Below are 11,707 nucleotides of genomic sequence, written 5' to 3' on the forward strand. Positions count from 1 at the left end.
AGGCTGGTTGGGCCTGCACGATGTCGACCTCCGACCCGGCGCGGAGGCAAGGTCATCGGCGCGGTCGCCGATGCTTGTCCGCCGCGTCGTGGCTTGCCCGGATATCGGCCTTGCGCGCCGCTTCCTGCACACCGCGCACGGCGGCGGCAATCACCAGTCCGGTCATCAACATGCCGAGCAGGCCGAGCAGTGTCGCGTCGAGGCGGCCAAACATCGTCGTGGGTACCACATCGCCATAGCCGATGGTGAGCGCGGTGATGGTGCAGAAGTACACCGTCTCGCCGAACGGCGAAGGCGACCGGTCCGATGTTTCGACCGGACCGCCGAAGTAGTACATCCCGGCGGTCAGCAGGACGTACAGCAGCAGTAGCCCGGCCAGGATCGATTGCAGGTACCACAACGTTGCCGAGAACTCCGCGAGCACGTCGCGGGCCTTCAGCTGGGCGCTTCGCGATTTCCACCTCTTGAACATGCGGGACCTCACGATGTTGCATGGCTGGCCATGCGGCGTTGTCGCCAACGACTATGCGCTTCAGCGCAGGCGGCGGCGTGTATCGAGCAACTCGACCATCAGGCAGGCATACAAGGTGACGGCGACAAACAGCCCCATGCGCACGGCGAATGCCGTATAGACGTCCTTGCCAGCCACGCTGTCCTGCACCGACTGGCCCAGCAGGATGATCAGCGTGACCAGGGTGTTGAGCCAGAAGCTGGGTGTGTAGCGGGTTGGGCTGAGCGAATACAGCTTGCGTGCCACCAACAAGGCGAACAGCAGCATCCACAGGAAGAACATCCACAGGTGTACAAACCACTTGAGCGCAAACCAGAACAGGATCGCCAGCACGCCGCCGAGCAGGGTGGACCCCAGCAGCTCGCGGGCAGCGCCGCGCGCCGAGGTGGTGCAGCTCTGCCTGCCCAGGCTGACCGACTTCATGATCACCGGCATGTAGCTGGCCGGGTCGGCCAGCGCGAGCAGGAAGGCCGGCAACACCACCAGGGCGGCACGCAGCGCCAGACGCATGATGTCGTCGTTCGACAAAGCCGGCGTGGCAGGACGCGCGGGCGCGCGGGCGGACTCCGGCAACAGCCGGTGGCAGAGCGCCAGCACCAGCACCGCGAGCAGCAGGCCCTTGACCAGCGCGCCGACGACCGTCATGGCGAGATCGATACTCGCCGTGCCGGCGGCGGAAATCATGGTGAGGCCGACCACCAGGAAGGTGGCGAGCAGGTTGTTGCCCCCGCGCAGGCCATAGCGAAAGGCCAGGAACAGACACAGGCCGATCAGCAACACGCCGGTGCTCGGGTAATAGCGCAGCAAGGGCACCAGCAGCAGGCCGCTGCCCGTGGCCAGCGCAACCACCATGACCAGGCGCAAGCCGTCCTTCAACGAAAGCGGCCGGTTGACCGTCACCAGCAGAAAGGCGGCGAATACCGGCGCCACGATGGGAATCGGCAGATCCACGGCGAAACTGATGGCGAGGCACAGCGCCGTGCCCGTGGCCAGGCGTAGCGCGCGCTGACCTCGTAGCCATCGTTGGTCGGCTGCCGTCGTCATCAGTAGAGATAGGAAAGCCAGCTCATCACACGGAGAAAAAGGCGGCCCAGCGGATTGAGTGGGTTGCCCTGGGTGGGAAACGCCATCACTTCGGCCTGCCCGCCGACGCGAATGTCGCGAGGCGGCACGGCATCTCCCGGTGTGAACTCCACCACCACCGGAAAGCGCTGCGCCGGGCGCAGCCAGTCGCGACTGTTCTGTATGGTGGGCAGGCTGCCGGGCGGCGTGCCCTGGCCCACGCTGACGCCGTAGCCGATGCTGCGGATGCGGCCGTGGAACAGCTCTCCCGGGCGGGCGTCCAGTGCAATGGAAACCGGTGTGCCGGGCACGAGATGGCCCAGGTTGTTTTCGGTCATGTCCGCGCTCACCCAGACATCGTGGATCGCGATCAAGGTCATCACCGGGTTGCCCGCCGCGGCGAACTGGCCGACCTCGGTGCGCAGATCGGTGATCAGTCCGCCCGTGCGCGCACGCACGCGGGTATTGGCGAGGTCCAACTGCGCCTTCTCCACCGCGGCGGCGGCGCTGCGCAACTGCGCGTTCTCCGCTTCGTTGCCGCCTTGCGTCTCCTTCGCGCGCTCCACCTCGGCACGCGCGCCGTTGACCTGGCTGACTGCCTGGTCGTGCGTGGCGCGCGCCACCTCCAGGCGACGCAGCGAAACGGTGCCCTGGTCCTCGCGATAAAGTCGTTCCAGGCGATCGCTGTCCTGGCGCGCCTTGATCTCGTTCGCGATGGCGGCACTCACGGCCGCCTGGGCCGAATCGATGCCGGCGGTGCTCGCGCCAATCTGTCGGCGTGTCGATTCAAGGTCGGCGCGCGCACGCACGAGGGCAATCCGATAGGGCTCCGCGTCCACTTCGAACAGGATGTCACCGGCCTTGACCTCCTGGTTGTTGTGCACGAACACCCCGGTCACACGCGCCGAAACCTCGGCAGCCACCGGGATCACGTAGGCCTGCACCCGCGCCTGCTGCGTATAAGGCGTGAAGCGGTCGGCCAACAGATACCATGCGAAGCTCACGCCGATCAGCACGAGCACCCAGCGCACGCCCTTGCTCGAAGGCTCGGCAGCTGGCGGCTGTGCTGGCGGCGCGGTGGGAGCGGGCGACGGCGTATCACTCATCGCGGCGGGCCTCCGGTCGGCGGCGCGGCGGCGGGCGTATTCGTCTCGTCGATCAGGTGGCCCCAATGGGTGCGCTGTTGCATCTGCTCGCGGGTGGCGGGATCAACCAGCGGTTGCTCGGTGTGCCAGCCACCGCCGACGGCCTTGTAGAGCGCGATCAGGCTGCCGACCGCATTGCTGCGGTTGACGATGTAGGCATCCTGCTGGGCTGCCAGCGCGCGCTGCGCATCGAGCACGCGCTGGAAGTCCGAGTAGCCTTCGCGATAAATCGTGTTGGCCAGCGTCAGTGAGCGACCCGCCGCCTGCTCCGCATCGTGCAGGATGTCATCGCGCTGTAGCGCTGCCAGAAACGCGGTGGCGGCATCGTCGGCTTCGCGCGCCGCCTGGCGCACGGTGTCCTGGTAGGCCACCACCAGCTGCTGCAGGCGCGCATCCTGCACGCGCACGTTGTTGACGATGCGGCCATGGTCGAACACGTTCCAGGTGACGCTGGGGCCGACGGCAAGGGCAAGCTTGCTCGGTGATCCGGCCACCTCGCTGGCACTCAGCAGCGAGCTGGGCGTTCCCGACGATGAACTCGCGCTCCAGGCAAGCGTGCCCAATAGCGTCACCGTCGGGTAGAGGTCGGCCTTCGCCACGCCGATCAGCGCAGACTGCGAGGCCATGTGCAGCTCGGCGGCGCGCACATCGGGGCGACGCAGCAGCAGGTTCGCCGGCACATCCTGCAGCAAGGCGCGATCGACGATCGGGATCACTCCTTCCTTGCCCGGCTGTTGATCCAGCTCGGGCAGTGGACCGGGAGGGCGCCCGATCAGCGTGGACAATGCATGCTGCGCCAGCGTGATCTGGCTTTCGAAGCTGGGGATGCTGCTCAAGGTGCTGAGGTATTGGGTCTTGGCCTGCTGCAGATCCAGTTCATCGGTTTCGCCGCTTTTGAACAGCTTCTCGGTGATCTCGTAGCTGCGCTTCTGCAACGCGGCGTTCTCACGTGCGATGCGCAGGCGTGCCTCGGCCGTGCGCATGGTGTAGTAGGTATCGGCCACCTGGGCGTGCAGCAGCACCAGCACGGTTTCCCGGTTCGCCTGCGAGGCAAAGTACGCGGCATCCGCCGCCTCGATGGCGCGCCTGAAGCGGCCCCAGAAGTCCAGCTCCCAGCCGATGTCGAAGCCAAGGCCGTATTGCCACGAGCCACTCGAATTGCCCTCACTGCTCCCGGAACGCCGGCTCTTGGTGTAAAGCGCATCGCCGCCGATCTGCTGCACTTGCGGGTAACGTCCGCTCTGCGCAATGCCCAGCTGGGCGCGTGCCTCGAGCACACGCAGCCCGGCGATCTTCAAGTCGGCGTTATGCGCATCGGCTTCCGCCATCAGGCGCTCGAGATTCTGGTCGGCGAACACTTGCCACCACTGGCCTGCATCCGGTTGCGCTTGCTGCGCGGTGGCCTGCTCGACGGCCGGGCTGCTCCAGTGTTCGGCCCATGCTTCGTGTTGTGGATGAAAGTCAGGGCCCACGGTCACGCAGCCACCGAGGCAGGCGGCGCAGGCCAGCCACAGTCGGATGGGACCAGTGCGGCGCGACACGGCAGGATTCCGGCAGCATCAAGGCTGCTTCGGCTCGACCGGAGTTGCGGCCGGTACTGCCACCGGCACTTCGGGGTCGTGCTGGTCATCGACCCAACGCCAGAACAGTTGATAGCCGACGGCGAGCACTACCGGGCCGATAAACAGGCCGATCACGCCACCGGTCACCATGCCACCGAGTGCGCCAATCAGCACCACCGGCATCGGCACGTCGACGCCGCGCCCCAGCAGCAGGGGCTTGAGTACGTTGTCCGCCAGTCCCGCGACGAAGACATAGATGGCGAACACGATCCCGGCCACGCTGAAGCCTTCGGTGGCGAAGACGTAGATGATCACCGGGATGGTGATCAGCGTGGCGGGTAGCTGCATGATGCCGAGCAGCAGGATCGCCAGCGCGAGCAGGCCAGCGCCAGGGATGCCCTTCACCAGGAAGCCGACCCCGACCAGCAGCATCTGGATAAAGGCGATGCCGACGACGCCCTGGGCTACGGCGCGGATGGTGGCGGCACACAGTTCGGTGATCTTCGGGCCGGCCTCGGCGCCGAAGATGCGCGATGCAATGCGTACGGCGGCGTGCCTGGATTCCTCGCCGAAGGCCATGAAGATGCCCGAGATGATCAGCGCGAAGATGAAGACCAGCAGCCCCGTGCCGACGCCGGCGGCGGCCTCCAGCAAGGCAGCACCCGCGCCCTTGAGTTGCGGTGTCACCCTCTGGATCAGGCCTGTCAGGTCGGTGGACGCTTGCAGCCAGAACGCATAGACACGCCCACCCACCAGCGGCCAGCCAGCCACCGATTCGGCGGGTCGCGGAATACGGACGCCGCCGCTCTTGGCCATCTCCATGGCGCGGTCGACCGAGTCGACCAAGGCGACACCCAGCAGATACATAGGTATCGCGAGGATGACGAGTGCGAACAGCACGATCAGCGTCGCCGTCAAACCGTCCTTGTTGGACAGGCGCTTGCGTAGCCGCAAGTGGAGTGGGTAGAGCGTGACGGCAAGAATCAGGGACCACACCAGCAGACTGCCGAACGGATAGAAGATCCGAAAACAGACTACGGCGAGGATGGCGATCAGGCCCGCCCGAATCAGCACATCGAGCATGCCCCGGGAAAGCGTCCTCTCGGAAATCGGTGTCGTCAGCATCGTTAATCTCCTTGCAAGTTGCAGCAGGGATATCCGAGCAGTTGGCCAGGCTTTCGAAGTGCTCGGGAGGCCGGCCCCCGCAGCACGGCGCTCCGATGGTCGGTTACTTGGCGTGTTTGCCGTGAGAAGGTCGGGATCGCCAGTGGCTTCGGATCGCCGCCAGCGTGCGGCGCGTAAGTAGATTTACTTAGCGCCATGCGCAGGCGCCCACCATCCTTCAACAGACGGAGGCGTTAAAGTAAGGCTGCTCCCGAAGATGCGCCTGTCCGCTCACGTGGAACGTGCGCATGACCTGAAGCGTTACTGCCACGCAACGCCTTTTGCTGCGCAAGTCGTCCGTTCGAGCCGACAATGAGCCGATACCTGACATACCCGGCCATGCTGCTGGCCGGCGTCTTCGGATTCCTGCTTCATGCGGGCATGGCGTCTGCGCAGGAACTGGAGCCGCGAACCTATTCGGCGTCGCCGATCGGCACGAACTTCATCGACGTCGGCTATACCCGCCTGACCGGCGACGTGCTGACTGACCCGTCGCTGCCCATTACCAACGTCGAGGCGACGATCAACACCTATGCGCTCAGCTATGTGCGCAGCTTCGGGCTGGCCGGCCACTCCGCATCGCTGGCCGTCGGGCTGCCCTATGTCGACGGCAACCTGCGCGGCAGCGTGATCGACGCCCCGACCGAACTGCATCGCTCCGGCATGGGCGACCTGAGGATGCGCTTCGGCTTCAATATCATTGGCAGTCCCGCCTTGACGCCGGAGGAGTTTGCACGCCGGACACCCACCGCCTCGCTTGGCGTGAGCCTGACCATAGCGGCGCCGACGGGCCAGTACTCGCCGGACCGACTCGTCAACATCAGCACCCATCGATGGGCGTTCAAGCCGGAGATCGGCATCTCCAAGCCGATGGGAAAGTGGTTCCTCGAGGCGTCTGCCGGCGTGTACTTCTTTACCACCAACCACGACTTCTACGGCGGCAACGCGCGCAGCCAGGACCCCCTGGCGACGGTGCAACTGCATGGCGGCTACACCTTCCATCCCGGGTTCTGGATCGCTGGCGACGTCGGCTACGTGGACGGCGGCGGCTCCAGCGTCAATGGCGTGTCCAAGGCGGACCGGCAGTCGAACGCGCGTTATGGCCTCACGCTCTCGGCGCCGCTCGGTCGTGGCTGGCAGGCCAAGCTTGCGTTGTCGAACGGACTGGTGACGCGCATTGGCGGCGACTACAAGTCGATCACGTTTGCGGTGCAATACCGCTGGTTCGATCGCCGCAGTAACGGCATTTGATTTCCTGGTGGTTCGGTCATATATTAGAAATAGCGAATATATGAATATACGTGGGTGAGCCTATGCATCCCTGGATTCTCTCGGCGCTTGGTGGCGTGTTGATCGGCTTGTCGGCGGTGATGCTGATGGTCACGCTCGGCCGTATCGCCGGCATCAGCGGTATCGCCAGCGGCTTGTTGACCGGGGCCAGTGATCGCGGCTGGCGCGTGGCTTTCGTGCTGGGGCTGGTCGCAGCGCCGCTATTGTTGCTGCTGTTGCGAGGCGATGCCGGTATCGGCGCGCCGCAAGTCGGCTGGCCTCTGATGGCCGTGGCGGGCTTGCTGGTCGGCTTCGGCACGCGCCTGGGCAGCGGTTGTACCAGCGGCCATGGCGTATGCGGCATGGCCCGGCTGTCGCCGCGCTCCTTGCTGGCGACCCTCGTTTTCGTCCTGTCTGGCGTGGTCACGGTCTTCGTGATGCGTCACCTGCTGGGGAGTGGCGGCGCATGAAACTCGCGATGGCATGGCTGGCAGGACTATTGTTCGGGCTCGGCCTGAGCCTGGGGGGCATGACACAACCCGCCGTGGTGCTGGGCTTCCTGGATCTGTTCGGCGCGTGGAATCCGCGCCTGCTCTTTGTGATGGGCGGTGCCGTGCTGACCACTGCCATCGGTTATCGATGGGTGCTGCGTCGTAACAAGCCGCTGCTGGAAGCCACCTTCAAACTGCCGACGGCGCGCCAGATCGACCGTCGCCTGGTCACCGGCGCGGCCTTGTTTGGCATCGGCTGGGGCCTGGCAGGCTATTGTCCGGGCCCTGCCTTGGCCTCGATCGGCGGTGGCGTCGCATCGATGTTGTTGCTGGTGGCGACCATGGCCCTGGGTTGGTGGCTGGCGGCGAAATGGCCGGCGCAAGCCCGCTCCACAGATACAAAATGAGATCGATAACATGAAGCGTCCCGAGGTGAAGGCTTTCTTTGACGAGCCGACCAACACGTTCAGCTATGTGACCTGGGATCCCGTCACGCGCGTGGCGGCCGTGATCGACAGCGTGCTCGATTACGACGCGGCATCGGGCCGAACGCGCCACGATTCGGCTGACGCGATCGTCGATTTCGTGAAGGCGCAGGACCTCAGCGTGGCATGGGTCATTGATACCCACGTACATGCTGACCACCTTTCGGCCTCGCCTTACGTGCAGTCCTGTCTCGGCGGCAGGCTGGGCATCGGTGAACATGTCCGCACGGTGCAGGACACGTTTGGACGACTGTTCAACGCAGGGTCCGGGTTCCCGCGTGACGGCAGCCAGTTCGATCACCTGTTCAAGGACGGTGAAACGTATCGGCTGGGCGATATCGAGGCGGTGGCGCTGCATACGCCGGGCCATACATCAGCCTGCATGACCCATGTGATCGGCGATGCGGCCTTTGTCGGCGACACGCTGTTCATGCCCGACTTCGGCACCGCGCGCTGCGACTTCCCCGGTGGTGATGCACGCATGCTCTACCGCTCGATTCAACGCATCTTCGCCTTGCCGCACGAGACGCGCATCTTCCTTTGCCATGATTACAAGGCGCCGGGGCGCGATGCCTTTGTCCACGAGACGACCGTTGGTGACGAACGGCGCGCGAATATCCATGTGCACGACGGTATCGGCGAGGATGACTTCGTCAGCATGCGTACTGCGCGCGACGCGACGCTGGCCGTGCCCAAGCTGCTGCTCCCGTCGGTGCAGGTGAATATGTGCGCCGGCAAGCTGCCGCCCGCCGAGGACAACGGCATCAGCTATCTGAAGATTCCGCTCAATGCGTTTTGACCTCACCAGCGCGCGCTTGCCGCCGGCCCATTGCATGGCAGGCCTTTGGTCATGAGTCGCTCAAGCAAGTCGATGCCTGCGCCGGCGCGTCGCCGCAAGCCCGTGATGGGCATGGACGCGATGGCGCGGCATGCCGACGAGGCCGTGGCCGTGCTGAAGGCGATGGGCAGCCAGCATCGCTTGATGCTGCTGTGCCAGCTGTTGGAGGGTGAGCGCTCGGTCAACCAACTGGCCGATGCGCTGGAGCTGGCGCAAAGCGTGGTGTCGCAGCATCTATCGCTGCTTCGACGCGATGGACTCGTGCTGGGCCGTCGTGAAGGGCAGTCCATCTACTACGACATCCGCGACGAGCGCGTACGGACCCTGATGGCGACCCTGTTCGAACTGTTTTGCGTAGATGATTGACGCCCATGAATGCGCTTGCCCCGGACCCTCTCCCCAAGGGGGAGAGGGTAGAGGGACGTGCAAGCGTCAGTGATGGCGCAACTTTTTCTCGAATTCCTTGACCTGCTTTTCGGCTTCGTCGCGCGCCATGCCATAGCGCTCTTGCAGCCGGCCCGATAGATATTCCGAGTTGCCTTCGGCCACTTTCAGGTCGTCGTCAGTGAGCTTGCCCCAGTGCTGCTTGATCTGGCCGCTGAGTTGCTTCCACTGGCCCTGAATGGTGTCTTGATTCATGACAATACCTCGTTGGGTTTCGTAGGGATGCAATGCGCATTGCGGGGCCGATTCGAACAGCGCCGAGGTTAAGGATGCGTGCCATTTCCGTAGCCTGGGGTCGGGGCGATTCATCGGCGTATGATCCCAACTGATACGACATTCGCATTACGTCGACATCGATGATGCGTGGATGAACAGGCGGAAGGGGGAACTGGGGTCCTGCGGGAGCGTGGCAACCCCAAAGCCGATGCTGTCTACTGCAGCGGGCCGACACCGGCTCGCCTCTCAACGTCACGGAGGGTCGCGATATGGCTTCAGTACTGCAGCAAGGGGTCGGCCGCGCGGGCTGGCTGTTGGTGATCTACGGCATCATCTCGGTGCTGTTTGGACTCAGCACCCTGGTCTGGCCAGGCAAGACGGTCATCGCGTTGGCGTGGGCGTTCGGCATCATGGCCCTGGCCGAGGGCATTGCCAGCCTGTTTCAGTTGTTCAAGCGCAGTACGACGATTTCACGTGGCTGGGTCGCGCTATACGCGCTGGCTTCGATCGTGTTCGGCTTGCTTGCCATCGTGCATCCGCTCGCCGTGGTCAGTGTCTTGCTGTTGTTCCTGGCCGCCTGGCTGATCGTGGCCGGCATCTATCGCATCATCTTCGCCATCCGCGTGCGCAAGGAGATCAAGGGCGAATGGTTGATCGCCTTGAGCGGCGTGTTCGCGATCGTGCTTGGCTTCATGTTCATGGCGTATCCGGCGGCCGCCTTGCTGACGGTGGCGGTGTGGATTGGCGCTGCAGCGCTGGTCTACGGTGTCTTGCAGATCATGGCCGGATGGCGCATGCGTCGCTGGAAGTCGCCGATGTGAGTGGGTCCCGCAGAACAGGGCGGGCATGAAAAAGGCGCCCTTGGGCGCCTTTTTCTCATGCTTGGCAGTGGGCGTGGCAGCGTCAGCTGCGCACTTCGAAATTCTCGCTGGCGACGGCTTTGCCGTTGAGCGAGATCACCACCTTGTACTGGCCTACCGGCCACGCATTCGGGTTCTGTACCTTGAACGTGGTCGTCGCCGGCCCATCGGTTGCAACCGATTCGGTGGTGCTGCTGAACGGCTGGTCCTTGCCATCCACATAGCTCCAGTTGGCGCTGAGCGATGCGCGGTCGGTGCTACCCAGGGTTGTCACGCTGGCGTAGATCGCCTTGTCGGTCGGCGCAAAGCGGCGCTGCACCTTGCTGATGATGTGCGAGGCATCGACCGCACTACCGAGGGTAACCGCGGCGACCTTGATGTCATTGGCAGGTTGGATGCTCGCCGATTTGCCGCTGGTGCTGGCGGGAGCCGGCGTCGTGTTGGCCGGAGCTGGCGTGGTGGCCGCTGGTGTTGGCGTGGTGGCGGCCGGCGTCGGTGCGGCCGGTGCAGGAGCCGTGGCCGCCGGTGCGGCTGGCGTTGGGCTGGCTGCTTGCTCGTTCTTGCCGCACGCGCTGAGCATCAGCAGGCCGGCAAGGGTCGTGCAGTACAAGGCAGTGGTGCGTGACTGAACGTTCATGACTGACCCCGTGGCTGGTGGGCGGAACAGGGTTCGAGGCTAGTCCCGCGGAACTGAAGCGTTGATTACTGCACGCGGCCGCCTCGACGTAATTTTCACGTGTTGAAGCGGGGCGCCCAGCCTTTATTGGCGTGCGCCGCGCGGATTGCCGGGCATCTGTGCGGTGGTGCTGCGGTAGGGGTTGATGTCCAGCCCGCCGCGACGCGTGTAGCGTGCGTAGACGCTCAGCTGTTCGGGGCGGCAACGCGCCATCACGTCGACGAAGATGCGCTCCACGCATTGCTCGTGAAACTCATTGTGATTGCGGAAAGACACCAGATAGCGCAGCAGGCCAGCCGGGTCGATGGCGGCGCCGCGATAACGGATCTGCACGCTGCCCCAGTCCGGCTGGCCGGTCACCGGACAGTTGGAGCGCAGCAGGTTTGATACCAGTGCTTCCTCGACGATGGTTCCGCTGGGGTCGGCGTGCAGGTAGTCGGCACGCGGCGGGCCATAGTCGTCGATGTCCAGCGCCTGCTCGTCGATCAATTGGCCTTCCAGGTCGATGACCGCATGGCCACGTGCGCGCGCGTCGCTGAGTATGACTTCGACGGGCGCACCCGCTGCTGCGGAAAGGTCACGCGCCAGCGTCGCTATCAAGCTGTCGACGTCGGCCACGCGTTCCTGCGAAAAGCCATTGAGGTAGAGCTTGAACGACTTCGATTCGATGATGTTGGGCGAGTCGGCCGGCACGCGGAATTCCGCCAGCGCCACCACGGGCTTGCCGCGGGCATCCAGCCAGGACAGCTCATAGGCGTTCCAGATATCCACGCCATGGAACGGCAGCGGCATGGACACGCCGATTTCCTCGCGCTTGGCCGTGCGCGGTATCGGAAACAGCTGGCTCGGGTCGTAACGGTCGGGGTAAGCCGTGCTTTTGCCCAGGGGGGAGTGTTCGGGAGTGCTCATGCGGCCATTCTACCGGCCCCGCGTCTCGGCCACCGCATGAAACTGCGGGCGGCGGGGGTCAACCATGACGACTTA

14 protein-coding genes are annotated in these 11,707 nt (G+C 64.6%); 6 read left to right on the top strand and 8 right to left on the bottom strand.

The window, feature by feature from the left end; genetic code table 11:
• Window positions 1-52: 52 nt before the first annotated feature.
• Genes OUZ30_RS17740 through OUZ30_RS17760 form a run of 5 tightly spaced genes read right to left on the bottom strand, consistent with a single transcriptional unit; the run spans window position 53 to window position 5,405 of the window.
• Window positions 53-472: a potassium channel family protein gene (locus OUZ30_RS17740; protein WP_266183767.1), complete on the bottom strand. Its 420-nt coding sequence runs from the start codon at window positions 470-472 to the stop codon at window positions 53-55.
• Between the two features lie 60 nt (window positions 473-532).
• Window positions 533-1,555, bottom strand: a complete 1,023-nt coding sequence (locus tag OUZ30_RS17745; RefSeq protein ID WP_266183768.1) for a DUF2955 domain-containing protein — start codon at window positions 1,553-1,555, stop codon at window positions 533-535.
• Complete coding sequence (locus tag OUZ30_RS17750; protein WP_266183769.1) at window positions 1,555-2,679, bottom strand: HlyD family secretion protein; 1,125 nt, start codon at window positions 2,677-2,679, stop codon at window positions 1,555-1,557. The genes OUZ30_RS17745 and OUZ30_RS17750 overlap by 1 nt, the downstream gene beginning before the upstream one ends.
• Window positions 2,676-4,259, bottom strand: a complete 1,584-nt coding sequence (locus tag OUZ30_RS17755; protein ID WP_266183770.1) for a TolC family protein — start codon at window positions 4,257-4,259, stop codon at window positions 2,676-2,678. The genes OUZ30_RS17750 and OUZ30_RS17755 overlap by 4 nt, the downstream gene beginning before the upstream one ends.
• 18 nt (window positions 4,260-4,277) lie before the next feature.
• A complete protein-coding gene (locus OUZ30_RS17760; protein ID WP_266183771.1) occupies window positions 4,278-5,405 on the bottom strand; it encodes an AI-2E family transporter in 1,128 nt (375 codons plus the stop codon).
• Window positions 5,406-5,756: 351 nt separating this feature from the next.
• Between OUZ30_RS17760 and OUZ30_RS17765 the strand changes: the two genes are divergently transcribed.
• From OUZ30_RS17765 to OUZ30_RS17785, 5 genes are all read left to right on the top strand, one after another.
• The gene (locus OUZ30_RS17765) at window positions 5,757-6,695 is read left to right on the top strand and encodes a transporter (RefSeq protein ID WP_266183772.1); all 939 of its coding nucleotides are present in this window, start codon (window positions 5,757-5,759) and stop codon (window positions 6,693-6,695) included.
• Between the two features lie 62 nt (window positions 6,696-6,757).
• Complete coding sequence (locus OUZ30_RS17770) at window positions 6,758-7,183, top strand: YeeE/YedE family protein (RefSeq protein ID WP_266183773.1); 426 nt, start codon at window positions 6,758-6,760, stop codon at window positions 7,181-7,183.
• Window positions 7,180-7,611 carry a DUF6691 family protein gene (locus tag OUZ30_RS17775; protein ID WP_266183774.1) on the top strand — a complete coding sequence of 144 codons (432 nt, stop codon included), beginning with the start codon at window positions 7,180-7,182 and terminating at the stop codon, window positions 7,609-7,611. Before OUZ30_RS17770 ends, OUZ30_RS17775 begins: the two co-directional genes overlap by 4 nt.
• A 10-nt stretch (window positions 7,612-7,621) precedes the next feature.
• Complete coding sequence (locus tag OUZ30_RS17780) at window positions 7,622-8,488, top strand: MBL fold metallo-hydrolase (protein ID WP_266183775.1); 867 nt, start codon at window positions 7,622-7,624, stop codon at window positions 8,486-8,488.
• Between the two features lie 51 nt (window positions 8,489-8,539).
• Entirely contained in the window at window positions 8,540-8,893 is a 354-nt protein-coding gene (locus OUZ30_RS17785; protein ID WP_266183776.1) for an ArsR/SmtB family transcription factor, read from the top strand.
• 66 nt (window positions 8,894-8,959) lie between these two features.
• On the opposite strand, the gene OUZ30_RS17790 is transcribed toward OUZ30_RS17785, so the two are convergent.
• A complete protein-coding gene (locus tag OUZ30_RS17790; RefSeq protein WP_266183777.1) occupies window positions 8,960-9,166 on the bottom strand; it encodes a CsbD family protein in 207 nt (68 codons plus the stop codon).
• 290 nt (window positions 9,167-9,456) lie between these two features.
• Between OUZ30_RS17790 and OUZ30_RS17795 the strand changes: the two genes are divergently transcribed.
• Window positions 9,457-10,008, top strand: a complete 552-nt coding sequence (locus OUZ30_RS17795) for an HdeD family acid-resistance protein (RefSeq protein ID WP_266183778.1) — start codon at window positions 9,457-9,459, stop codon at window positions 10,006-10,008.
• Window positions 10,009-10,090: 82 nt separating this feature from the next.
• Here OUZ30_RS17795 and OUZ30_RS17800 read toward each other — a convergent pair whose 3' ends face one another.
• Window positions 10,091-10,684 (bottom strand): hypothetical protein, encoded by a 594-nt coding sequence (locus tag OUZ30_RS17800; RefSeq protein ID WP_266183779.1) that lies wholly within the window; start codon window positions 10,682-10,684, stop codon window positions 10,091-10,093.
• A gap of 123 nt (window positions 10,685-10,807) precedes the next feature.
• Window positions 10,808-11,632, bottom strand: a complete 825-nt coding sequence (gene queF, locus OUZ30_RS17805; RefSeq protein ID WP_266183780.1) for an NADPH-dependent 7-cyano-7-deazaguanine reductase QueF — start codon at window positions 11,630-11,632, stop codon at window positions 10,808-10,810.
• Window positions 11,633-11,707 lie beyond the last annotated feature (75 nt).

Source organism: Dyella humicola (assembly GCF_026283945.1).
Taxonomy (GTDB): Bacteria; Pseudomonadota; Gammaproteobacteria; order Xanthomonadales; family Rhodanobacteraceae; genus Dyella; species Dyella humicola.

Bases quoted from the DNA above. Each gene is read 5' to 3' on its own strand.
- OUZ30_RS17770 (WP_266183773.1), top strand. From the start codon at position 6,758: ATGCATCCCTGGATTCTCTCGGCGCTTGGTGGCGTGTTGATCGGCTTG.
- OUZ30_RS17800 (WP_266183779.1), bottom strand. From the start codon at position 10,684: ATGAACGTTCAGTCACGCACCACTGCCTTGTACTGCACGACCCTTGCC.
- OUZ30_RS17790 (WP_266183777.1), bottom strand. From the start codon at position 9,166: ATGAATCAAGACACCATTCAGGGCCAGTGGAAGCAACTCAGCGGCCAG.
- OUZ30_RS17765 (WP_266183772.1), top strand. From the start codon at position 5,757: ATGAGCCGATACCTGACATACCCGGCCATGCTGCTGGCCGGCGTCTTC.
- OUZ30_RS17795 (WP_266183778.1), top strand. From the start codon at position 9,457: ATGGCTTCAGTACTGCAGCAAGGGGTCGGCCGCGCGGGCTGGCTGTTG.
- queF (WP_266183780.1), bottom strand. From the start codon at position 11,632: ATGAGCACTCCCGAACACTCCCCCCTGGGCAAAAGCACGGCTTACCCC.
- OUZ30_RS17785 (WP_266183776.1), top strand. From the start codon at position 8,540: ATGAGTCGCTCAAGCAAGTCGATGCCTGCGCCGGCGCGTCGCCGCAAG.
- OUZ30_RS17740 (WP_266183767.1), bottom strand. From the start codon at position 472: ATGTTCAAGAGGTGGAAATCGCGAAGCGCCCAGCTGAAGGCCCGCGAC.
- OUZ30_RS17775 (WP_266183774.1), top strand. From the start codon at position 7,180: ATGAAACTCGCGATGGCATGGCTGGCAGGACTATTGTTCGGGCTCGGC.
- OUZ30_RS17760 (WP_266183771.1), bottom strand. From the start codon at position 5,405: ATGCTGACGACACCGATTTCCGAGAGGACGCTTTCCCGGGGCATGCTC.
- OUZ30_RS17780 (WP_266183775.1), top strand. From the start codon at position 7,622: ATGAAGCGTCCCGAGGTGAAGGCTTTCTTTGACGAGCCGACCAACACG.
- OUZ30_RS17750 (WP_266183769.1), bottom strand. From the start codon at position 2,679: ATGAGTGATACGCCGTCGCCCGCTCCCACCGCGCCGCCAGCACAGCCG.
- OUZ30_RS17745 (WP_266183768.1), bottom strand. From the start codon at position 1,555: ATGACGACGGCAGCCGACCAACGATGGCTACGAGGTCAGCGCGCGCTA.